This window comes from Pseudomonas sp. Y39-6 (genome assembly GCF_023651955.1).
Classification (GTDB): Bacteria; Pseudomonadota; Gammaproteobacteria; order Pseudomonadales; family Pseudomonadaceae; genus Aquipseudomonas; species Aquipseudomonas veronii.
In genome coordinates, this window is record NZ_CP069594.1 from 2,768,886 (window position 1) to 2,790,327 (window position 21,442).

The 21,442-nt window shown below is 63.9% G+C and carries 19 protein-coding genes and 1 pseudogene; 12 read left to right on the forward strand and 8 right to left on the reverse strand.

Annotation, left to right across the window (positions count from 1 at the left end; genetic code table 11):
- Positions 1–32: 32 nt before the first annotated feature.
- The 5 genes and pseudogenes from JN756_RS12780 to JN756_RS12795 all read right to left on the reverse strand — a co-directional run bounded on the left by JN756_RS12780 (position 33) and on the right by JN756_RS12795 (position 4,256).
- On the reverse strand, positions 33–623 hold the full coding sequence (locus tag JN756_RS12780; protein WP_046383889.1) for an amino acid synthesis family protein: 591 nt from the start codon (positions 621–623) through the stop codon (positions 33–35).
- A 265-nt stretch (positions 624–888) separates the two neighbouring features.
- Positions 889–1,743, reverse strand: a complete 855-nt coding sequence (locus JN756_RS32395) for a methyl-accepting chemotaxis protein (protein WP_370737513.1) — start codon at positions 1,741–1,743, stop codon at positions 889–891.
- Positions 1,744–1,749: 6 nt separating this feature from the next.
- Positions 1,750–2,832, reverse strand: a pseudogene (locus JN756_RS32400) (HAMP domain-containing protein); the annotation flags it as partial.
- Between the two features lie 132 nt (positions 2,833–2,964).
- Complete coding sequence (locus tag JN756_RS12790; protein ID WP_017847896.1) at positions 2,965–3,855, reverse strand: bestrophin family protein; 891 nt, start codon at positions 3,853–3,855, stop codon at positions 2,965–2,967.
- Positions 3,856–3,956: 101 nt separating this feature from the next.
- Complete coding sequence (locus JN756_RS12795; protein WP_201022145.1) at positions 3,957–4,256, reverse strand: ArsR/SmtB family transcription factor; 300 nt, start codon at positions 4,254–4,256, stop codon at positions 3,957–3,959.
- 89 nt (positions 4,257–4,345) lie between these two features.
- Between JN756_RS12795 and JN756_RS12800 the strand changes: the two genes are divergently transcribed.
- The gene (locus JN756_RS12800; protein WP_046383887.1) at positions 4,346–5,437 is read left to right on the forward strand and encodes an NADH:flavin oxidoreductase/NADH oxidase; all 1,092 of its coding nucleotides are present in this window, start codon (positions 4,346–4,348) and stop codon (positions 5,435–5,437) included.
- Positions 5,438–5,617: 180 nt separating this feature from the next.
- Here JN756_RS12800 and JN756_RS12805 read toward each other — a convergent pair whose 3' ends face one another.
- Positions 5,618–6,340, reverse strand: coding sequence for a FadR/GntR family transcriptional regulator (locus JN756_RS12805; RefSeq protein WP_017847891.1), 723 nt, complete (start codon positions 6,338–6,340; stop codon positions 5,618–5,620).
- A 47-nt stretch (positions 6,341–6,387) separates the two neighbouring features.
- Complete coding sequence (locus JN756_RS12810; protein WP_017847890.1) at positions 6,388–8,124, reverse strand: IlvD/Edd family dehydratase; 1,737 nt, start codon at positions 8,122–8,124, stop codon at positions 6,388–6,390.
- A gap of 193 nt (positions 8,125–8,317) precedes the next feature.
- Here JN756_RS12810 and JN756_RS12815 point away from each other — a divergent pair, with 193 nt between their 5' ends.
- The 7 genes from JN756_RS12815 (at position 8,318) to araH (ending at position 16,783) form a co-directional block, all read left to right on the forward strand.
- Complete coding sequence (locus JN756_RS12815) at positions 8,318–9,640, forward strand: MFS transporter (protein ID WP_017847889.1); 1,323 nt, start codon at positions 8,318–8,320, stop codon at positions 9,638–9,640.
- 15 nt (positions 9,641–9,655) lie between these two features.
- Positions 9,656–10,648 carry an AraD1 family protein gene (araD1, locus tag JN756_RS12820; RefSeq protein ID WP_046383885.1) on the forward strand — a complete coding sequence of 331 codons (993 nt, stop codon included), beginning with the start codon at positions 9,656–9,658 and terminating at the stop codon, positions 10,646–10,648.
- Between the two features lie 11 nt (positions 10,649–10,659).
- Positions 10,660–12,240: an aldehyde dehydrogenase (NADP(+)) gene (locus JN756_RS12825; RefSeq protein WP_057006023.1), complete on the forward strand. Its 1,581-nt coding sequence runs from the start codon at positions 10,660–10,662 to the stop codon at positions 12,238–12,240.
- A gap of 36 nt (positions 12,241–12,276) precedes the next feature.
- Complete coding sequence (locus JN756_RS12830; protein WP_046383883.1) at positions 12,277–13,140, forward strand: SMP-30/gluconolactonase/LRE family protein; 864 nt, start codon at positions 12,277–12,279, stop codon at positions 13,138–13,140.
- A gap of 161 nt (positions 13,141–13,301) precedes the next feature.
- Positions 13,302–14,306 carry a substrate-binding domain-containing protein gene (locus tag JN756_RS12835; protein ID WP_090234820.1) on the forward strand — a complete coding sequence of 335 codons (1,005 nt, stop codon included), beginning with the start codon at positions 13,302–13,304 and terminating at the stop codon, positions 14,304–14,306.
- Positions 14,303–15,805 (forward strand): L-arabinose ABC transporter ATP-binding protein AraG, encoded by a 1,503-nt coding sequence (araG, locus tag JN756_RS12840; RefSeq protein ID WP_250690878.1) that lies wholly within the window; start codon positions 14,303–14,305, stop codon positions 15,803–15,805. The genes JN756_RS12835 and araG overlap by 4 nt, the downstream gene beginning before the upstream one ends.
- Before the next feature lie 9 nt (positions 15,806–15,814).
- The gene (gene araH, locus JN756_RS12845; RefSeq protein ID WP_046383881.1) at positions 15,815–16,783 is read left to right on the forward strand and encodes an L-arabinose ABC transporter permease AraH; all 969 of its coding nucleotides are present in this window, start codon (positions 15,815–15,817) and stop codon (positions 16,781–16,783) included.
- A 15-nt stretch (positions 16,784–16,798) separates the two neighbouring features.
- Here the strand turns inward: araH and JN756_RS12850 are convergent, their stop codons facing one another.
- A complete protein-coding gene (locus JN756_RS12850; protein WP_079443550.1) occupies positions 16,799–17,587 on the reverse strand; it encodes an AraC family transcriptional regulator in 789 nt (262 codons plus the stop codon).
- An 85-nt stretch (positions 17,588–17,672) separates the two neighbouring features.
- Here JN756_RS12850 and JN756_RS12855 point away from each other — a divergent pair, with 85 nt between their 5' ends.
- The 4 genes from JN756_RS12855 (at position 17,673) to aqpZ (ending at position 21,263) form a co-directional block, all read left to right on the forward strand.
- Complete coding sequence (locus JN756_RS12855) at positions 17,673–18,671, forward strand: bile acid:sodium symporter family protein (RefSeq protein WP_046383879.1); 999 nt, start codon at positions 17,673–17,675, stop codon at positions 18,669–18,671.
- Between the two features lie 95 nt (positions 18,672–18,766).
- Positions 18,767–19,129, forward strand: a complete 363-nt coding sequence (locus JN756_RS12860) for a hypothetical protein (RefSeq protein WP_046383878.1) — start codon at positions 18,767–18,769, stop codon at positions 19,127–19,129.
- 123 nt (positions 19,130–19,252) lie between these two features.
- Positions 19,253–20,437 (forward strand): sugar transporter, encoded by a 1,185-nt coding sequence (locus JN756_RS12865; protein WP_177034499.1) that lies wholly within the window; start codon positions 19,253–19,255, stop codon positions 20,435–20,437.
- A gap of 121 nt (positions 20,438–20,558) precedes the next feature.
- Positions 20,559–21,263, forward strand: coding sequence for an aquaporin Z (gene aqpZ / locus JN756_RS12870; RefSeq protein WP_201022147.1), 705 nt, complete (start codon positions 20,559–20,561; stop codon positions 21,261–21,263).
- The last annotated feature ends 179 nt before the right edge of the window (positions 21,264–21,442 follow it).

The window sequence follows — 21,442 nt, forward strand, 5'->3', positions numbered from 1 at the left end:
TGCATGCTTTTTGTTGGGGTGGCCGGTCTTGCTTACTGGGCTTTTTCAGCCGCCAGCTCTTCCAGGTCGATATAACGGTTGCCGATGCGCGGATGCAGGCGGCCGCCATCGGCGCAACCCAGGACCACGACGATTTCGTCGGCACGCGGCGCATCTTCGATCTGCATCTCCAGGGTGATGTAGTGCGAACGCAGGCCTTCGTCGTCCTTGTGCATCATCGGGATCTGGATCGACGTGCCCGGGCCGCCGCGCTTGTTGGTAAAACTCAGGTAGCTCTTGGCCTTGACCGCCTCACGGTAGTGGTTGCCGAAGCGCAGGGTGTGGATGATCGCGCTGGCATGTTCGATCTCGCCGTCGGCACCGACCACTGCCGCCTTGCCGTAGGCCTCGATTTTTTCCGCGCCGCCGATGATGCCCACCAGGCGCTCGACCATCAGCGCGCCGAGGTCGGAGCAATTGGCACGGATCTCAGGCTTGAGGTCTTCGACGAAACCGCGACCCAGCCAAGGGTTTTTCAGCACCACGGCCAGGCCGACCATGGTCACGGGAGTGTCCGCGGCTTTACCGCCTTCGATAAAGGTTTCTTCTACGTAGCTGACGATCTTGCGGATTTCGAAACTCATGGGCTGCTCCGTCTGATGTGAGAGGTCTGCGTATGATGGTATACCATAATACGAGAATCGCAATAGACGTCAGCACGTTCGAATGATCGGCGGTTGCACGCCAGCCTTATCCGCGGATGCGGACAGTGACGCCGAGGTCGGCGGGAGGTATTGGCGTGTTGATGCACCTCAAGGCGACCGGTTGCGCGGTCGGGCTCAAGGTAGAGGCTGGCGTGGGGTAAGCAGCAGAGGCGGTGAGTGGCTCACCGCCTTGCATTGGCGGGGGTTAGAACTTGAAGCGGCCTACCAGGCCTTTGAGCTGCCCGGAGATATCCGTCAAACGGCCAGAGCCGGTCTGCGCCGAGTGGGCAAAGTCTTCCACCAGTTGGGCATCGGCGTGGATTTGCGCGATGTGCTGGTTGATCTGTTCGGCGACCTGGTGCTGTTCCTCGGCGGCGGTGGCGATCTGGGTGTTCTGGTCGCGGATCGAGTCCACCGAGCCTTGGATCTTGTCGAAGCTGTCGCGGGCCTGCTGGATGCGTTCCACACTGGTTTGCGACACCTGCAGGCTGCCCTGCATCTGCAGGGTGACTTCCTGGGTGCGGCGCGCGAGGTTGCCGAGCAGGCTGTCAATCTCGCCGGTGGAGTCGGCGGTGCGGCGGGCCAGGGCGCGCACTTCGTCGGCGACCACCGCGAAGCCGCGGCCCTGGTCACCGGCGCGCGCGGCTTCAATCGCCGCGTTGAGCGCCAGCAGGTTGGTCTGCTCGGCAATCGAGCGGATCGTGTCGAGGATGGTGTTGATGTTTTTGCTGTCCTGCTCCAACTGCTGCATGGTCTGGGTCGACTTCTGCAGGTCTTCGCTCAGTTTGAGCACGCTGCCGGTGGCTTCGCCGATATGCTGCTGGCCGTCGTGTACATCGCGGTAGCCTGCGTCGGCGCTGGACGCGGCGGCGCTGCAGGAGCGGGCGACTTCGTTGGCGGTGGCCACCATTTCGTTGAATGCGGTACTCACCAGCTCCACGGCTTCACGTTGGCGACCGGCGGCCTGGTTCAGGTTGTTGGCCACTTCGCGGGTGTCGGCGGCGGCGCTTTGCAGGTCGGAGGATGCGCTGCCGATGCGCTGTACCAACTGGGCGATCATGCCCAGGAACTGGTTGAACCAGCCGGCCAGGCTAGCGGTTTCGTCCTTGCCTTGCACCTTGAGTTGGCGGGTGAGGTCGCCTTCACCTTCGGCGATTTCTTGCAGACCGTCGGCGACCCCGCGAATCGGGCGCACGATCATGCTGGCGAAGCTCGCGCCGACAATCGCGAAGACCACGGCGAGTACCGCTGCGATGGCTGCGATCAGCCAGGTCAGGCGGGTGGCGTCGGCCATGACTTCGTCGCGCTTGATCAAGCCGATAAAGCGCCAGCCCAGGTCTTTGGAGCTGACCACGTTGGCCATGTAAGCCACACCATCAATATCCACTCGGGTCACGCCGTCACCGCGCTTGGCCAGTTCGGCGTAGTTGGCGCCGAGTTCGGTCATCGGCTTGAAGTTGTGCTTGGCATCGCTGGGGTCCACCAGCACGTTGCCGTTGGCTTCCACCAGCATCAGGTAGCCGCTGTCGCCCAGCTTGATGTTGCGCACCAGTTCGGTGAGCTGCTTGAGCGAGACGTCCAGGCCGACCACGCCGAGCAGGGTGCCGCTGGCGTCGACCACGGTGTGGACCGTGCCGATCAGCACCACATCGTCCGGCGCCCAGTAATAGGCCCCGGTCCGCACGGTGGTGCCCGGAGCGGCCACGGCGGCTTTGTACCAGGGGCGTACACGCGGGTCGTAGTTGTTCAGTTTGGTGTCGTCTGGCCAGCTCGCATAACCGCCGTCGCTCAGGCCCAGGGACAGGTAGGCGGTGCTTGGATGGCTTTTGGCGAACTGCTCGAATATCGCCAGTAGCTCTTTATTCGTTGGCGTCAGCGGGATTTGTGCGGCGTCGGCACCGGCGTAGTTCTTCAGCTCCTTGGCCGCGACAACGCGAGGGTCTTTGGCCACGTACTCGACGTTCTGGCTGATGCCGTCGAAGAACTGCTTCATGCCGTTATCGATCTGACGGATCTCGCGGCCGCTGCTGTCGAGGAAATTGGCCACAGCCGCCTCGCGCAGGTTCAGCACCACCAGCACCGCCACCAGGATAACCGGCACGCACGCGATGGCCGCAAACGCCCAGGTCAGCTTTTGCTTGATATTCATGACTTCTCCCGCGGGTATTTATAGTTTTGGCAAGGGGAAAACAGTAGCGTCGCATGTATTGTTATGAGGGGTGCGCCCATGCGTACCCCTTATATCGACCGTCGGGGCACGCACTTGAGGCCGTGGAGGCGTTCAGCCGATACGGTTGCCGCCCAGCGCATCGCGCTGCATCGACTGCAGGTTGTTCTCGATGGTTTCGCAGATGGTTTCCATCTGGATCTGATGTTCGCTGGAGTGAAACGGGCTTTGCAGGTCGGTGCCGATACGCTCGATGGCCAGCAGCATGAAGCCCACCACCGTGGAGGCCAGCGGGGTGAACCAGCCCAGGGATTCGACCAGGCCCACCGGCACGATCAGGCAGAACAACGAAATGAACAGGCGCGGGAAGTACACGTAAGGGTAGGGCAGCGGGGTATTGGCGATGCGTTCCATGCCGCCCTGGGCGTTGGACAAATCCACCAGCGTCGACTCCAGCCGCGCCAGGCGGATGCTGTCCAGGTGCCCGGCCTTGTATTCCCTGGCCAACAGCGCCGCCGAGCCGGTGAGGATGTCATTGGCGAAATTGTTGGTGGCGCCGTTGCGCGCAAATTCCTCGGCCGGGATAAATGCCCGCACCTCGTCCGGGCACGGCCGGCCCTTGAGATGGGCGGCCAGGCAGTTCACATAGGCCACATGGCGGCGCAACAGGGTGGCCTTTACCGGGTTCACGTCGTTGCCGAGGTCATCCAATAGCGTCAGCACCTGCCGCGCGAAACTGCGCGAATTGTTGACCATCGCGCCCCATAAGGTGCGCGCTTCCCACCAGCGGTTGTAGGCGCTGCTGTTACGAAAACTGATCAGCACCACCAGCGCTGAGCCGAGCAAGGTCAGGGGCATCAGCGGCAGGTTGATCTTGGTGGTGAGAAACAGCATGAAGTCCACGGTGACGGCGACGTCCCACAGCAACAGCCAGAACAGGGCCCAACCGACATAACCCATGGTTTTGATGATCAGGCGGTATTTTTTGACGATGGCGGCTTTCAAACGGAGACCTCGCGGCGAGCGGTAAGCAACAGTGCCTAAGCTCGGACGTTGGTTTGCCGTGAAAGGTTCGCGGTCAAGGATTGCACAGGCTGAATCGTTTCTCAGTGCTGAGCCAGAACACTCGCCAGTAACCCGGGAAAACGCGCCTCAAGCACATCCGCGCGCAACGAATTCAGATGCGCGGTGCCGACGCTGCGGGTGTGGACCAGCCCGGCATCGCGCAGCACGCGGAAGTGGTGGGACATGCTGGATTTCGGCCGCCCGCCGTCCAGTTCGCCGCAGGTGGCCTCGGGCACGTCGGCCAGGTAGCGGATGATTTCCAGGCGCACCGGGTCGCTCAAGGCGTAGAGCACGCGTTCGAGTGTCAGGTCTTGCAGGGCGGGGTGTTTGAAAGCTCGCATAAAACAAATGATAACAGGGCTGGTGTTGAATACCATAGTTCGAATACCATCGAACTATCGAATCAATCACTCGCTCCTGGAGGTGCCTGATGGCTGCCTTGTTTGAACCCTACAAACTCAAAGACGTGACCTTGCGCAATCGCATCGCGATCCCGCCGATGTGCCAGTACATGGCCAACGACGGCATCGTCAACGACTGGCACCACGTTCACCTGGCCAGCATGGCCCGTGGCGGCGCCGGTTTGCTGGTGGTCGAAGCCACCGCGGTGTCCCCTGAAGGCCGTATCACTCCTGGTTGTGCAGGTATCTGGAGCGATGCCCACGCCCAGGCGTTCGTGCCGATGGTCAAGGCCATCAAGGCTGCTGGCGCGGTGCCAGGCATTCAGATCGCCCACGCCGGCCGCAAGGCCAGTGCCAACCGCCCATGGGAAGGCGACGACCATATCCCCGCTTCCGATGCGCGCAGTTGGGAAACCATTGCGCCTTCGGCCATTGCGTTCGGCGCCAACCTGCCTAACGTGCCGCGCGCCATGACCCTGGACGACATCGCCCGCGTGCGCCAGGACTTCGTCGACGCCGCCCGCCGTGCCCGCGACGCCGGTTTTGAATGGATCGAACTGCACTTCGCCCACGGCTACCTGGGCCAGAGCTTTTTCTCCGAACATTCCAACCAGCGCACCGACGCCTACGGCGGCAGCTTCGACAATCGCAGCCGTTTCCTCCTGGAAACCCTGGCCGCCGTGCGCGAAGTCTGGCCGGAAAACCTGCCGTTGACCGCGCGTTTCGGCGTGATCGAATACGACGGCCGTGACGAGCAGACGCTGACCGAATCCATCGAACTGGCCCGTCGCTTCAAGGCCGGTGGCCTCGACCTGCTGAGCGTCAGCGTCGGCTTCACCATTGCTGACACCCAGATCCCGTGGGGCCCGGCGTTCCTGGGGCCGATCGCTGAGCGCGTGCGTCGCGAAGCCGGTATCCCGGTCACTTCGGCCTGGGGGTTTGGCACGCCGCAATTGGCGGAAGGTGCGTTGCAGGCCGGGCAGGTGGATTTGGTCTCGGTGGGGCGCGCGCATCTGGCTGATCCGCATTGGGCGTACTTTGCCGCCAAGGAACTGGGGGTAGAGAACGCCTCCTGGACCTTGCCTGCGCCGTATGCCTATTGGTTGGAACGCTATCGCTGAGGCGGCCGCTCAGCCCGACCTGTGGGAGATGTCACACCGATGCCGGCAGGCCCGCCGCCATCGAAGCCTCGCTAAAGCTCGACATCTCCCACATTTGATCTCCAGGGCTGACAGAAAGTGTTCTTGCGCCCCGCCTTGCGGGTGCCGTCGAGCCTCACGGTTGTCGAGCGAGGGTGGGGCTTATAACGGCGTCAGCACATTCATCACCGTATCCAGCGCCACCCGCGTGTCGTCCAGTTGCACCAGCGAGGCATGCCGGGCGCCGAGGGCGTCGCGGTTCTGGATCGCGGTGAGGATCGCCTTGTGCCGGGGCAGGCTCAGGCCCTGGATATCCGGGCGGCGGTTGGTGATGTTGATCGACTCGCGCAGCGGCAGCGACAGCATGTTGCACATATACGCCAGCAGGTCGTTGCGCGTGGCGTCGGCAATCGCACGGTGGAAGTCCAGGTCGGCCTGTAGCAGCGCGTCGTGGGTCTGCGCGGTTTCCATGCCGAGGTAGGCTTTTTCGATGGTGGCGATGTCTTCAGCGGTCGCGGTGGTCGCGGCCATGGCGGCGATTTCCGGTTCGAGGATGCGCCGCACGCCAGCCAGGGTGTTGAAGAACTCGCTATGGGGGGTGGACTGCATCAACCAGGACAGTACGTCCGGGTCGAGCAGGTGCCACTTCACCCGCGGCCGCACCACCGCGCCTACCCGTGGCTTGGAATACACCAGGCCCTTGGCGCTGAGCACCCGGGTCGCCTCGCGCAATACCGAGCGGCTGACCTTGTACTCCTCACACAGCGTGGCCTCCATGGGCAGTCGTTCTTCTGGCTTGAAGCGACCGGAAACGATGTGCATGCCCAAGTCCTGGACGATCTGGGCATGCATGCTCTTGCGCGGCTTGGACGGCTGGTGATCCATAACGACAGGGATGCTCTGGCTAAATAGGCGGCATCATAGCATCCCAATTAGTGGGAATGACGTGGGACTTCGGCCCCGCGGCAACCCACCAGGAAATCGAAGTCGCAGCCCTGGTCCGCCTGCAGCACATGGTCGATGTACAGCTGGCGGTAGCCGCCGACGATCAGCTTCTGCGGTGGTTTCAGGTCAGCCATGCGCGCCGCCAGCTCGGCGTCGGGGATGTCCAGGTGCAAGCGCCCGTTGGCGCAGTCGAGTTCGATCCAGTCGCCTTCGCGCACCGCAGCCAACGGCCCGCCGGCAGCGGCTTCCGGTGCGACGTGCAAGACCACCGTGCCATACGCCGTGCCGCTCATGCGCGCATCGGAAATCCGCACCATGTCGGTCACGCCCTGGGCCAGCAGCTTGGCGGGCAGGCCCATGTTGCCGACTTCGGCCATGCCCGGATAACCCTTGGGCCCACAGTTTTTCATGACCAGGATCGAGTGGGCGTCCACCTCCAGTTCCGGGTCGTTGATGCGCGCCTTGTACATGTCGAAATCCTCGAACACCACGGCGCGGCCACGGTGCTGCATCAGCTCCGCGCTGGCGGCCGACGGCTTGAGCACCGCGCCCAGCGGGGCCAGGTTGCCGCGCAGCACACAGATGCCGCCGTCGGCGCGGATCGGGTTGTCGAGGGTGCGGATCACTTCGTCCTGGCCGTAGATCGGCGAGTCCTTGGTGTTCTCGCCCAGCGACTTGCCGTTGACGGTCAAGGCGTTCGGGTGCGGGATCAGGTTGGCTTCACCGAGCCGGCGCAGCACCGCCGGCAGGCCACCGGCGTAGTAGAACTCTTCCATCAAGAAACGCCCGGACGGTTGCAGGTCGACGATGGTCGGCATGCCGCGCCCGATGCGCGTCCAGTCGTCCAGGTCCAGTTCCACGCCGATGCGCCCGGCGATGGCTTTGAGGTGGATCACCGCATTGGTCGAACCGCCGATGGCCGCGTTCACGCGGATCGCGTTTTCGAAGGCTTCCTTGGTGAGGATCTTCGACAGCTTCAAGTCTTCGCGCACCATCTCCACCGCACGCATGCCGGACATATGCGCCAGCACATAACGCCGTGCATCCACCGCCGGGATCGCCGCGTTGTGGGGCAGGGAGGTGCCGAGTGCCTCGGCCATGCAGGCCATGGTCGACGCGGTGCCCATGGTGTTGCAGGTGCCCGCCGAACGCGACATGCCGCCCTCGGCCGCGAGGAAGTCATCCAGGCTGATGGTGCCGGCCTTGACCTGTTCGCTGAGCTGCCACACCACCGTGCCCGAGCCGATGTCCTGGCCCTTGTGCTTGCCGTTGAGCATCGGCCCGCCGGTGACCACGATGGCCGGCACGTCGCAACTGGCCGCGCCCATCAGCAGCGCCGGGGTGGTTTTGTCGCAGCCGGTCAGCAATACCACGCCGTCGATGGGGTTGCCGCGAATCGCTTCTTCCACGTCCATGCTCGCCAGGTTGCGCGTGAGCATGGCGGTAGGGCGCAGGTTCGATTCGCCATTGGAGAACACCGGGAATTCCACGGGGAAGCCGCCGGCCTCGATCACGCCGCGTTTGACATGCTCGGCGATCTGGCGGAAATGCGCGTTGCACGGCGTCAATTCCGACCAGGTATTGCAGATACCGATGATCGGTTTGCCATGGAACTGATGGTCGGCGATGCCCTGGTTCTTCATCCAGCTGCGGTACATGAAGCCGTTCTTGTCGGCGGTACCGAACCACTGGGCGGAGCGTAGGCCGGGCTTTTTATCAGGCATGATGGTTTCTCTTATTGTATGACTATATGTTCTATGCGTGCTTAAACATAAGCGCAAAATCGAAGCTTTGGAAGAGTTGTTTTGCAAATAGTCCTACTATATAGTCTGACTTAACTGAGGTATGGCCCTGGCGGATTTTCGCGAGAGGCGTCCCCCGAGCTTCTATAAAAACAACAATCGGAGATCGACCCCCATGAGCCAGGAACTGCGGCTTATACGGCGCATCACGCTGAAACTGATTCCCTTCCTCATCCTGCTGTACCTGATCGCCTACGTGGACCGCTCCGCCGTGGGTTTCGCCAAGCTGCACATGGGCGCCGACGTCGGCATCGGTGATGCGGCCTACGGTTTGGGCGCGGGTCTGTTCTTCATTGGCTATTTCCTGTTCGAGATCCCCAGCAACCTGATGCTCGATCGCTTCGGCGCGCGGCGCTGGTTCGCGCGCATCATGCTCACCTGGGGCGCCATCACCATCGGCATGGCGTTCGTGCAGGGGCCACACAGCTTCTATGTGATGCGCTTTCTGCTCGGCGCGGCGGAGGCCGGGTTCTTTCCTGGCGTTCTGTACTACATCACTCAGTGGTTCCCGGTGCGCCATCGCGGCAAGATCCTCGGGCTGTTCATCCTCTCCCAGCCGATCGCGATGATGATCACCGGCCCCGTGTCCGGCGGCCTGCTGGGCATGGACGGCGTCCTCGGCCTGCACGGCTGGCAATGGCTGTTCATCGTCATCGGCACCCCGGCGCTCCTGCTCACCTGGCCGGTGCTGCGCTACCTGCCGGACGGCCCCAAGCAGGTCAACTGGATGAGCGAGGACGAAAAAACCTGGCTCACCGGCGAACTGGCCAAGGACCTGCAAGCCTACGGCCAGACCCGCCACGGCAATCCACTGCACGCCCTCAAGGACAAGCGCGTGCTGCTGCTGGCGCTGTTCTACCTGCCGGTGACCCTGAGCATCTACGGCCTGGGCCTGTGGTTGCCGACCCTGATCAAGCAGTTCGGCGGCACGGACCTGGTTACCGGCTTTGTGTCGGCGGTGCCGTATATCTTCGGCATCGTCGGGCTGTTGATCATCCCGCGCAGTTCCGACCGTTTGAACGACCGCTATGGCCACCTGGCGGTGCTCTATGTACTGGGTGCCATCGGCCTGTTCTGCAGTGCCTGGCTGAGTGTGCCGGTGCTGCAAATGGCCGCGCTGTGCCTGGCGGCGTTCGCACTGTTTTCCTGCACGGCGGTGTTCTGGACCCTGCCGGGGCGGTTTTTCGCTGGCGCCAGTGCGGCAGCGGGCATTGCGTTGATCAACTCGGTGGGCAACCTCGGCGGCTATATCGGCCCGTTCGTGATCGGCGCGCTCAAGGAATACACCGGCAACCTGGCTTCGGGCTTGTACTTTTTGTCCCTGGTGATGGTGTTCGGGCTGGTCTTGACCGGCGTTGTCTACCGCGTGCTGGAGCGCAAGCATGTGCTGCCTGCCGAGCAATTCGCCGCCAGTGCCCGTGGCGCCACACGTACTTAATCGAGGAGAAGTTTCATGCGTTTAGTTCAGTTCGAGGTGTCCAACGGCGAGCGCCGGGTCGGTGTGGTGGAGGGCAGCCAGGTGCGCGAAGTGCTCAGCGCCCACAGTGTGCGCGAGTTGGCGCTGGCCGCGATCGAAGCCGGCGTGGGCCTGGTGCAGCAGGTGCAGAGCCTCGGCCTGGGCGACAGTCATCATTACGCCGAGCTGCTGGCCGACCTGAAGATCCTGCCACCGCTGGACCACCCGGACCCGGCCCATATGCTGATCAGCGGCACCGGCCTGACCCACCTGGGCAGCGCGTCGGCGCGGGACAAGATGCACCAGCAGGCCGGTGACGACAGCGCGTTGACCGACACCATGCGTATCTTCAAGTGGGGCGTGGAAGGCGGCAAACCGGCGGCCGGCCAGGCGGGCGTGCAGCCGGAGTGGTTCTACAAGGGCGACGGCAGCATCGTGGTGCGCCCCGGCGCGGCGTTCCCGGTGCCGCCCTTTGCCGAAGACGCCGGCGAAGAGCCGGAGATCGGCGGGCTGTATGTGATCGGCCACGACCGCAAGCCCTATCGCCTGGGGTTCGCGGTGGGCAACGAGTTCTCCGACCATGTGATGGAACGCAAGAACTACCTGTACCTGGCCCATTCCAAACTGCGCAGTTGCAGCTACGGCCCGGAGTTGCGCGTGGGCGAGTTGCCCCGGCATCTTGCGGGCACCAGCCGCATCCTGCGCAACGGCGAGGCGATCTGGCAGAACGAGTTCCTCAGTGGCGAGGCCAATATGTGCCACAGTCTGGAAAACCTTGAGTACCACCACTTCAAGTACAGCCAGTTCCTCAAACCCGGCGATGTACACATTCATTTCTTCGGCACCGCCACCCTGTCATTCGCCGACGGTATACGTACCCAACCGGGCGATGTGTTCGAGATCAGCCAGGCCGAGTTCGGCGCGCCGCTGGTCAATCGTGTCGGCAGTGCCGACGCCGTCTTCGAACCCGGCGACGTCATCACCCTTTAAAGGAGAGCCACATGCCCCAGTTCCTTGGTCACAACTACATCGGCGGCCAGCGCAGCGCCAACGGCAGCCTCAAGCTGCAGAGCGTCGATGCGGCGACCGGCGAAGCCTTGCCCCAGGATTTCTACCAGGCGACCCCGCAGGAAGTCGACGCCGCCGCCAAGGCCGCGGCGGCGGCTTACCCGGCGTACCGCGCCCTGAGTGCATCGCGCCGCGCGCAGTTCCTTGACGCAATCGCCGATGAGCTGGACGCGCTGGGCGATGCCTTCGTCGAACTGGTCTGCCGTGAAACCGCGCTGCCCGCTGCGCGTATCAAAGGCGAGCGCGGCCGCACCAGCGGGCAGATGCGGCTGTTCGCCACGGTGTTGCGTCGCGGCGATTTCTACGGCGCGCGCATCGACAAGGCACTGCCGGATCGCCAGCCGCTGCCACGCCCGGACCTGCGCCAGTACCGCATCGGCCTGGGCCCGGTTGCGGTGTTTGGCGCGAGCAACTTCCCCCTGGCGTTTTCCACGGCGGGCGGGGATACCGCCGCCGCGCTGGCGGCCGGCTGCCCGGTGGTGTTCAAGGCCCACAGTGGGCATATGGCCACGGCCGAGCGCGTCGCCGATGCGATCATTCGCGCGGCCGAGACCACCGAGATGCCGGCGGGTGTGTTCAACATGATCTTTGGTGGCGGCGTCGGTGAAGCGCTGGTCAAGCACCCGGCGATCCAGGCGGTCGGCTTTACCGGCTCGCTCAAGGGCGGGCGCGCCCTGTGCGACATGGCGGCGGCGCGTCCGCAGCCGATCCCGGTATTCGCCGAGATGTCGAGCATCAACCCGGTCATCGTGTTGCCCCAGGCCCTGCAGGCGCGGGCCGAAACCGTGGCACGCGAGCTGACTGCCTCGGTGGTGCAAGGCTGCGGCCAGTTCTGTACCAACCCCGGTCTGGTGATCGGCCTCGCGTCGCCGGCCTTCAGCGCGTTCACCCAGCAGGTGGCGCAACTGATCGGCGATCAGCCGGCGCAGACCATGCTCAATGCCGGCACCTTGAGCAGCTATGACAAGGGCCTGCAAAAACTGCTGGCGCACCCCGGCATCCAACACCTGGCCGGTCAGGCTCAAGCCGGGCATCAGGCGCGGCCGCAGTTGTTCAAGGCCGATGTCAGCCTGCTGATCGACGGCGATGAAGTGCTGCAAGAGGAAGTGTTCGGCCCCACCACGGTGTTCGTCGAAGTCGCCGACCAGGCCCAGCTCAGCGCCGCCTTGCATGGCCTGCACGGCCAGCTCACGGCGACGATCATCGGCGAGCCGGCCGACCTGCAACAGTTCGCCGAACTCACGCCGCTGCTGGAGCAGAAAGTCGGGCGTATCCTGCTCAACGGTTACCCGACCGGCGTGGAAGTCTGCGATGCGATGGTGCATGGCGGGCCGTACCCGGCGACGTCGGATGCGCGTGGCACCTCGGTCGGCAGCCTGGCCATCGACCGCTTCCTGCGCCCGGTGTGTTTCCAGAACTACCCGGACAGCCTGCTGCCCGACGCGTTGAAAAACGCCAACCCGTTGCGTATCCAGCGCCTGGTGGATGGCACACCGTCACGCGACTCGCTGTAACGCGCACCTGAGAACAATAACAATCCAGGAGGCAACATGTCGTTTCACGCCGTCAGCGCACACCGTGCGCAACTGGGGGAGGGCCCGTTCTGGGACGTGCCCACCCAGGCCCTGTATTGGGTCGACATCGCTGGCAAACAGGCGCTGCGCCTGCTGGACGGGCAGTTGCAGGCCTGGCGGTTGCCGGAGCATGTGTCCGCGTTTATCCCGTGTGAACGCGGCGATGCGCTGGTGACCTTGAGCAGCGGCGTCTACCGACTGGACCTGGCGAGCGCCGCCTTGAGCCTGTTCTGCGTGGCCGACCCGCACGCGGGCAACCGTGGCAATGAAGCGCGCTGCGACGCCCAGGGCCGCCTGTGGCTGGGCACCATGCAGAACAACATCGGCGAGCACGGCGAAGACCTGCCCGTTACGCGACGTTCCGGCGGGCTGTTTCGCGTGGATGCCGATGCGCGGGTCACGCCGTTGCTGCACGGCCTGGGTATTCCCAACACCTTGCTGTGGAGCGATGACGGCCGCCAGGTGCATTTCGGCGACAGCCTCGACGGCACGCTGTATCGGCATGCGATCCAAGCGAACGGCCAACTCGACCCCGCCCAGCCCTGGTTCGGCCCGCATGGGCGCGGCGGGCCGGACGGGTCGGCGATGGACAGTCAGGGCTACATCTGGAACGCGCGCTGGAACGGCAGTTGCCTGCTGCGCCTGACGCCGGACGGTGAAGTCGATCGCATCGTCGAACTGCCCGTCAGCCGCCCCACCAGTTGCGTGTTCGGCGGGCCCGACCTCACCACCCTGTACATCACCAGCGCCGCCAGCCCCTTGGATCACCCCTTGGACGGTGCGGTGTTGGCCATGGAGGTCGATGTGCCCGGCAAACCGTGTCACCGCTTTGCTGGCTGAACGCTATACCGCTTCACCGCTTTACCCCTGTAGGAGCGAGCTTGCTCGCGAAAAACGTTAACGATGACGCGCGCATCCTGAATGCACGCGGCGCTCTCTGGCTTTTCGCGAGCAAGCTCGCTCCTACAAAAAAAAGAAAACAACAATAAGGAGTCAACCGTATGAATCGTCGTCGTGCTATCCGTTCCTTGTGCTGCGCCGCTGTGGCGGTCTCGGCCATCAGCTTGAGTGGGCTGTCGCTGGCCGCTGAAGCAGTAAAAATCGGCTTCCTGGTCAAACAAGCCGAAGAACCCTGGTTCCAGACCGAATGGGCCTTCGCCGAAAAGGCCGGCAAGGAACATGGTTTCACTGTGATCAAGATCGCCGTGCCCGACGGCGAGAAGACCCTCTCAGCCATCGACAGCCTGGCCGCCAACGGCGCCAAGGGCTTTGTGATCTGCCCGCCGGACGTGTCCCTCGGCCCGGCCATTGTCGCCAAGGCCAAGGTCAACGGCTTGAAAGTCATGGCCGTGGATGATCGCTTCGTCGACGCCAAGGGCAATTTCATGGAAGACGTGCCGTACCTGGGCATGGCCGCGTTCGAAGTCGGTCAGAAGCAAGGCGCGGCGATGGCCGCCGAGGCGAAGAAACGTGGTTGGGACTGGAAGGACACCTACGCGGTGATCAACACCTTCAACGAACTCGACACCGGTAAAAAACGCACCGACGGTTCGATCAAATCCCTCGAAGAAGCCGGCATCCCCAAAGACCATATCCTCACCGCCGCGCTCAAGACCCTCGACGTGCCCGGCAGCATGGACGCCACCAACTCGGCCCTGGTCAAGCTGCCCAGCGGCGCGAAGAACCTGATCATCGGCGGCATGAACGACAACACCGTGCTCGGCGGCGTGCGCGCCACCGAAAGCGCCGGCTTCAAAGCCGCCAACGTGATCGGCATCGGCATCAACGGCACCGACGCCATTGGCGAGTTGAAGAAAGCCAACAGCGGTTTCTTCGGTTCGATGCTGCCCAGCCCGCACATCGAGGGCTACAACACCGCGCTGATGATGTACGAGTGGGTCACCACCGGTAAGGAACCGCCGAAGTACACCGCGATGGACGAAGTGACGCTGATCACCCGCGCCAACTTCCAGGAAGAACTGACCAAGATCGGGCTGTGGAAATGAGCGCAGCGGCACTGCGCTTTGACGGCATCGGCAAAACCTTCCCCGGGGTCAAGGCGCTGGACAGCATCAGTTTCACTGCCCACCCGGGGCAGGTACACGCGTTGATGGGCGAGAACGGCGCGGGCAAGTCGACGCTGCTGAAGATCCTCGGCGGCGCCTACATCCCGAGCAGCGGCAGCGTGCAGATCGGCGCGCAGACGATGGCCTTCAAATGCGCGGCCGACAGCATTGCCAGCGGCGTCGCGGTGATCCACCAGGAGCTGCATCTGGTGCCGGAAATGAGCGTCGCCGAGAACCTGTTCCTCGGGCATTTGCCGGCGCGTTTCGGCGTGGTCAACCGCGGCCAGTTGCGCCAGCGGGCGCTGGCGTGCCTCAAGGGCCTGGCCGATGAAATCGACCCGCAGGAAAAGCTCGGGCGCCTGTCCCTGGGCCAGCGCCAACTGGTGGAAATCGCCAAGGCGCTGTCGCGGGGCGCGCATGTGATTGCCTTCGATGAACCCACCAGCAGCCTGTCGGCCCGCGAGATCGACCGGCTGATGGCGATCATCACGCGCCTGCGCGACGAGGGCAAAGTGGTGCTGTACGTGTCCCACCGCATGGAAGAAGTGTTCCGCATCTGCGACGCGGTCACGGTGTTCAAGGACGGCCGCTACGTGCGTACCTTCGACGACATGCGTGCGCTGAGTCACGACCAGTTGGTCACCTGCATGGTCGGTCGCGACATCCAGGACATTTACGACTATCGGCCGCGCACGCACGGCGAGGTGGCGCTCAAGGTCGACGGTTTGCTCGGCCCGGGCTTGCGTGAACCGGTCAGCTTTGAGGTGCGCAAGGGCGAGATCCTCGGCCTGTTCGGCTTGGTCGGCGCCGGGCGCACCGAGCTGTTTCGCCTGCTCAGCGGCTTGCAGCGCGCCACGGCGGGGCAGTTGGAACTGTGCGGGCAAGCGCTGCAATTGCGCTCCCCGCGCGACGCCATCGCCGCCGGCGTGCTGCTGTGCCCGGAGGACCGCAAGAAGGAGGGCATCATCCCGCTGGGCAGCGTGGCCGAGAACATCAACATCAGCGCACGCGGCGCCCATTCCCGGTTCGGCTGGCTGCTGCGCGAGGGCTGGGAGCAGGGCAACGCCGAGCAGCAAATCCGCGGGATGAAGGTCAAGACGCCGAGCGCCGCGCAGAAAATCATGTACCTGTCCGGCGGCAATCAGCAGAAGGCCATTCTCGGCCGCTGGCTGTCGATGCCGATGAAGGTGCTGCTGCTGGACGAGCCGACGCGGGGCATCGACATCGGCGCCAAGTCGGAGATCTACCAGATCATCCATGACCTGGCGGCGAGCGGCATCGCGGTGATTGTGGTGTCCAGCGACTTGATGGAGGTGATGGGGGTTTCCGATCGCATTCTGGTGCTGTGTGAAGGCGCTTTGCGCGGCGAACAACGGCGCGAACACGCCACTGAATCCAACTTGCTGCAACTGGCCTTGCCGCGTGGCCTGGCGAACTGAGAGACGACTATGACAACCCAACACAACGCGTTGCCGACGGCACGCAAACCCTTGGACCTGCGCGCGCTGCTCGACAACTGGGCGATGCTGCTCGCGGCGCTGGCGATTTTCCTGCTGTGTGCCTTGCTGATCGACAACTTCCTCTCGCCGCTGAACATGCGCGGGCTGGGCCTGGCGATTTCCACCGTGGGCATCGCCGCCTGCACCATGCTGTTCTGCCTGGCGTCGGGGCACTTCGACTTGTCGGTGGGCTCGGTGATCGCCTGCGCCGGGGTGGTGGCCGCGATTGTGATGCGCGACACCGACAGCGTCATGCTCGGCATCGGCGCGGCGCTGCTGATGGGCCTGATTGTCGGGCTGATCAACGGCATCGTCATCGCCAAGCTGCGGGTCAATGCGCTGATCACCACCTTGGCGACCATGCAGATCGTGCGCGGCCTGGCCTATATCTTTGCCGACGGCAAGGCGGTGGGGGTGTCCCAGGATCAGTTCTTCGTGTTCGGCAACGGCCAGTTATTGGGCGTGCCGGTGCCGATCCTGATCACCATCGTCTGCTTCCTGTTCTTCGGCTGGCTGCTCAACTACACCACCTACGGGCGCAACACCATGGCCATCGGCGGCAACCCGGAAGCCGCGCTGTTGGCCGGGGTCAACGTGGACCGCACGAAGATCCTGATCTTTGCCGTGCATGGCCTGATCGGCGCGTTGGCCGGGGTGATCCTCGCGTCACGCATGACCTCGGGCCAGCCGATGATCGGCCAGGGCTTCGAGCTGACGGTGATTTCCGCCTGCGTGCTGGGCGGGGTGTCGCTCAGCGGTGGCATCGGCATGATCCGCCATGTGATCGCCGGGGTGCTGATCCTGGCGATCATCGAGAACGCGATGAACCTGAAGAACATCGACACCTTCTACCAGTACGTGATCCGCGGCTCGATCCTGCTGCTGGCGGTGGTGATCGATCGCATGAAACAACGCTGAGCTCCTTCCTTTGCATTAGCGGAAGAACTCGCCGGGAGTGGCGTCGAATTGCTGGCGAAACGCGTTGATAAACGCCGACGTGGATTCATACCCGCACGCCAACGCCACATCCGTCACCCGCTCGCCTTGCTCCAGGGCGGGCAGGGCGCCGAGCAGGCGCAAGCGCTGGCGCCAGGCGCGGAAGGTCAGCCCGGTGTCACGCAAAAACAGGCGGCTGAGGGTCTTCTCGCTGACCCCCAGCTTGCGGCTCCAATCCCCCAGCGTGGTGGGTTGCTCCGGGTGCAGCTCCAAACTGCGATAGATCTGCCGCAAGCGCGGGTCGAGGGGCAACGGCAGCATCAAATCCACCTGGGGCGCCGCCGCCAGTTGGTCCAGCACCACCTGGGCCAGCCTGCCGTCCGGGCCCTCTTCGGCATATTCCACCGGCAGTTCGCTGAAGCGGCGGATCAACTCGCGCAACAAACTGCTCACCTCCAACACCTGGCAACGTTCGTCCGCCCAGGCGGTGACGCTGCAATCCAGGTACAGGCTGCGCATCTCCGTGTGCGGCGAGCTGTAGACCCGGTGCGGCATGCCCGCCGGAATCCACACCGCGCGCTGCGGCGGCGCGACGAAGCGGCCGACGCTGGTCTGGATCTCCAGCACCCCGGAAATCGCGTAGGACAACTGCACCCACGGATGGCTGTGCCGACGGGTCAAGGCGCGGTTGGGCAAGGATTCGGTGCGTCCGTACACCGGGCGTGGCAGGCTGGAAAGCCCGGGCACGCTGCGGCGGACGGTCTTGTCATGTCCTTTAGGCGGCATTTACTGGCTCATTGGCGTTAGTCGGTAATAAAGCGTTACGTTAGAGTCGCGATGACGTTCTTGGCAACCCCGGAAGATCCTGCTTATGACTCGCCCGCGTTTTCTGCCCGACAATTTCACCCTGACCCTGATTGCCACCGTGCTCCTTGCGTCCTTGCTGCCCGCCAGCGGCCAGACCGCCGTGGCTTTCGGCTGGGTGACCAACCTGGCCATCGCGCTGTTGTTTTTCCTGCACGGCGCCAAGCTGTCGCGCCAGGCCATCGTCGCCGGGGCCGGGCACTGGCGCCTGCACCTGCTGGTGTTCAGCCTGACTTTTGTGCTGTTCCCATTGCTGGGCCTGGCGCTCAAACCGCTGTTGTCGCCGCTGATCGGCAAAGACTTGTACATGGGCATGCTCTATCTGTGCGCGTTGCCGGCCACGGTGCAGTCGGCGATTGCCTTTACGTCCCTGGCGCGCGGCAATATCCCGGCGGCGATCTGCAGCGCGGCGGCGTCGAGCCTGTTCGGGATCTTCCTCACGCCGTTGCTGGTGACGCTGTTGCTGAATGTCCACGGCGAGAGCGGTTCGACCGTCGACGCCATCCTGAAAATCAGCGTGCAACTGCTGTTGCCGTTCATCGCCGGGCAGATCGCCCGCCGCTGGATCGGCGAGTGGGTCGGCCGCAACAAGGCCTGGCTGAAGTTCGTCGACCAAGGCTCGATCCTGTTGGTGGTCTACGGCGCGTTCAGCGAAGCGGTCATCCAAGGCATCTGGCAGCAGATTCCGCTGTGGGAGCTGGGCGGCCTGGTGGTGGCCTGCTGCGTGTTGCTCGCCCTGGTATTGCTGGCGTCCACGCTGCTGGGCAAGGCTTTCGGCTTTAATCAGGAGGACCGCATCACCATCCTGTTCTGCGGTTCGAAGAAAAGCCTGGCGACCGGGGTGCCGATGGCCCAGGTGCTGTTCGCCGGGGCGACCATGGGTGTGTTGATCCTGCCGTTGATGCTGTTTCACCAGATCCAGCTGATGGTGTGTGCGGCGTTGGCGCAACGTTATGCGCAGCGCCCGGAAAGCATTCCGCAATTGATGGGGCAGGTGGACCCGTGATCGGTCTATCAGACATTTCTTAAAGCGACGAAAGGCCTAAAGCCTGCGTCAAAACGGACGACTCACTTCTTGTCAACCCAAGAAGGAGCGTCGACATGAACGTTATACGTTTGTCACTGGTTACAGGCTTCCTCGCTGTATGGACGGGGACGTGCATGGCGGCGCCGCAGGGTGGCGTCGTCCGATTCTACGGCAGTATCGTCGAGCCGGGCTGCACCACGGCGGCGGCGAGCGGCTCGATAATGGACTTGAAAGGCTGCCCGCAGGCCAGTCGCGGCAACCAGCTCGCGGTGCAGCCGGTCCGCAGCGTCAAGGCGGTGGGCGCGCCCAACGCCTATGTGCGGTTGATGGCCGACACCCCCAACGGACGTTATTACGACCAGCAGTATGTCCTGGTGGACGCCTTCGATAAGCCCATTCAGACGGGTAGCTACTTGATCACCCTGACCTCGCCCTGATCGATCCGCAGGCGATTTGCCCCGGATGAGCGTCAACAGCCGCCCGAGAAACCTATAGAATGCTCGGCGGCGGCGCTTGTCCTGGGTGGCCGTTTGATCATCGTCAGAGTGCCGCGCCCTTCAATGAGCCTTTCAACCGCAACGCCCCGTGCCAACTGGCAACCGGTCATCGCCCTCGCGCTGGCCGCCTTTGTGTTCAATACCACCGAATTTGTGCCCGTCGGCCTGCTCAGCGCCATCGGCGCCAGCTTCGACATGCCCATTGCCAGCGTCGGCCTGATGCTCACCATCTATGCCTGGATCGTGTCGCTGACCTCGCTGCCGGTGATGCTGCTGACGCGCAACATCGAACGGCGCAAGCTGCTGATCGTGTTGTTCGGCCTGTTCATCGTCAGTCATATCCTCTCCAGCGTCGCCACCAGCTTCGGCCTGCTGATGGTCAGTCGGATCGGCATCGCCTTGTCCCATGCGCTGTTCTGGTCGATTACCGCGTCCCTCGCGGTACGCCTGGCGCCGGCCGGCAAACAGGTGCAAGCCCTCGGCCTGTTGGCCACCGGCACGTCGCTGGCGATGGTGTTGGGCATTCCCCTGGGCCGCCTGCTGGGCGAAGCGATGGGCTGGCGCACCACGTTCCTGGTGATTGCGGCCTTCGCCGCCGGCCTGGTGTTCTGGCTGGCGCGCACCTTGCCGCTGTTGCCGAGCCAGAACTCAGGCTCCCTGCGCAGCCTGCCGCTGCTGTTCAAGCGCCCGGCGCTGGTGGCGCTGTACGTGCTCACCGCCATGGTGGTCACCGCGCAATTCACCGCCTACAGCTATATCGAACCGTTTGTCGAACGTGTCGCTGGCCTGAGCGGTAACGTCGTGACCCTGTTCCTGCTGGTGTTCGGCGGCGCGGGCATCATCGGCTCGCTGTTGTTCAGCCTGGTACACCGCTTCAACCCGCATCTGTTCGTGGTCGGCGCGGTGTTCCTGCTGGGTGCGTGCCTGGCACTGATGCTGCCGTTGAGTGGGGCCGAATCCTACCTCGTCGGCCTGAGCGTGTTCTGGGGCATGGCGATCATGGGATTCGGCCTGGCCATGCAGTCCAAGGTCCTGGTGCTCGCCCCGGACGCCACCGACGTGGCCATGGCGATGTTCTCCGGCATCTACAACATCGGCATCGGCGGCGGCGCGTTGCTGGGCAGTTGGGTCGGCAGCCACTTCGGCTTCGCCTGGATCGGCGCAGCGGGCGGGTTGCTGGCGGCGTTGGCGTTGATCGGTTATTGCCTGGCGATCCGGCGGTTCGGCCAGGGTGTCGCGCGCGACTGAAATCAGACAAGTCTTACAGGGCACTTTGATGCCTGTTGCTACCGTCTCCCAGGACCTCCCACATCCTGTGGTGACGGCGATCACCACGCCCTTCGATCAGGGCCGTGGTGTTTGAAAAGCAATGGAGTCGATTGTGCAAAAGCGTTTGACCGCAGAGTTTGCAGGTACCTTCTGGTTGACGTTCGGCGGGTGTGGCAGTGCCATCCTGGCGGCGGCATTCCCGGCGCTGGGGATCGGGTTTCTGGGGGTGTCCCTGGCGTTCGGGCTCACCGTGCTGACCATGGCCTACGCGGTGGGCGGTGTCTCAGGCGGGCATTTCAACCCGGCGGTGACCATCGGCCTATGGGCCGGGCGCCGCGTTCCCGGTGCCGATGTGCTGCCTTACATCGCCGCCCAGGTCGCAGGAGCGATTGTCGCCTCTGCCGCCCTGTACGTGATTGCCAACGGGCAGTCGGGTTTTGAGCCGGGTGGTTTTGCCGCCAACGGCTATGGCCCGCTGAGCCCGGGCCAGTTCGACATGAAGGCGGCGTTGCTGGCCGAACTGATCGCTACGTTCTTCTTTGTCCTGATCATCATGCGCGTGACCGCACCGGGCGCGGTTGCCGGCTTTGCGCCGATTGCCATCGGCCTGGCGCTGACTTTGATTCACCTGATCCTGATCCCCGTGACCAACACCTCGGTCAACCCGGCGCGCAGCACCGGGCCGGCGTTGTTCGCCGGGGTCGAGTACCTCGCGCAACTCTGGGCGTTCTGGCTGGCGCCGATTGCCGGCGGGGTGTTGGGGGCGTTGGCGGCGCGCGGGTGGGAGGCGCGCAGCCCGGCTTGAATCGAAAAAGGGGGGAATCAAGCGCATTCCCCCTGCATCACGTCCGGGTCTGCACGTCCTGTGCATCCACCGCCTTGAAGAACGCATCCGCGATCTTCTGCTGCTCAGCCAACTGATCGATCGTCCCCGGTTACAGGTGCGGTTTCTCCCATTTCCCGGTCTGTACCCACTGCGCGTAC

Bases quoted from the DNA above. Each gene is read 5' to 3' on its own strand.
- JN756_RS12800 (WP_046383887.1), top strand. From the start codon at position 4,346: ATGGCTGCCTTGTTTGAACCCTACAAACTCAAAGACGTGACCTTGCGC.
- JN756_RS12825 (WP_057006023.1), top strand. From the start codon at position 10,660: ATGCCCCAGTTCCTTGGTCACAACTACATCGGCGGCCAGCGCAGCGCC.
- JN756_RS12855 (WP_046383879.1), top strand. From the start codon at position 17,673: ATGACTCGCCCGCGTTTTCTGCCCGACAATTTCACCCTGACCCTGATT.
- araG (WP_250690878.1), top strand. From the start codon at position 14,303: ATGAGCGCAGCGGCACTGCGCTTTGACGGCATCGGCAAAACCTTCCCC.
- JN756_RS12830 (WP_046383883.1), top strand. From the start codon at position 12,277: ATGTCGTTTCACGCCGTCAGCGCACACCGTGCGCAACTGGGGGAGGGC.
- araH (WP_046383881.1), top strand. From the start codon at position 15,815: ATGACAACCCAACACAACGCGTTGCCGACGGCACGCAAACCCTTGGAC.
- JN756_RS12780 (WP_046383889.1), bottom strand. From the start codon at position 623: ATGAGTTTCGAAATCCGCAAGATCGTCAGCTACGTAGAAGAAACCTTT.
- JN756_RS12865 (WP_177034499.1), top strand. From the start codon at position 19,253: ATGAGCCTTTCAACCGCAACGCCCCGTGCCAACTGGCAACCGGTCATC.
- araD1 (WP_046383885.1), top strand. From the start codon at position 9,656: ATGCGTTTAGTTCAGTTCGAGGTGTCCAACGGCGAGCGCCGGGTCGGT.
- JN756_RS32395 (WP_370737513.1), bottom strand. From the start codon at position 1,743: ATGATCGCCCAGTTGGTACAGCGCATCGGCAGCGCATCCTCCGACCTG.
- JN756_RS12835 (WP_090234820.1), top strand. From the start codon at position 13,302: ATGAATCGTCGTCGTGCTATCCGTTCCTTGTGCTGCGCCGCTGTGGCG.
- JN756_RS12795 (WP_201022145.1), bottom strand. From the start codon at position 4,256: ATGCGAGCTTTCAAACACCCCGCCCTGCAAGACCTGACACTCGAACGC.
- JN756_RS12850 (WP_079443550.1), bottom strand. From the start codon at position 17,587: ATGCCGCCTAAAGGACATGACAAGACCGTCCGCCGCAGCGTGCCCGGG.
- JN756_RS12860 (WP_046383878.1), top strand. From the start codon at position 18,767: ATGAACGTTATACGTTTGTCACTGGTTACAGGCTTCCTCGCTGTATGG.
- aqpZ (WP_201022147.1), top strand. From the start codon at position 20,559: ATGGAGTCGATTGTGCAAAAGCGTTTGACCGCAGAGTTTGCAGGTACC.
- JN756_RS12815 (WP_017847889.1), top strand. From the start codon at position 8,318: ATGAGCCAGGAACTGCGGCTTATACGGCGCATCACGCTGAAACTGATT.
- JN756_RS12810 (WP_017847890.1), bottom strand. From the start codon at position 8,124: ATGCCTGATAAAAAGCCCGGCCTACGCTCCGCCCAGTGGTTCGGTACC.
- JN756_RS12805 (WP_017847891.1), bottom strand. From the start codon at position 6,340: ATGGATCACCAGCCGTCCAAGCCGCGCAAGAGCATGCATGCCCAGATC.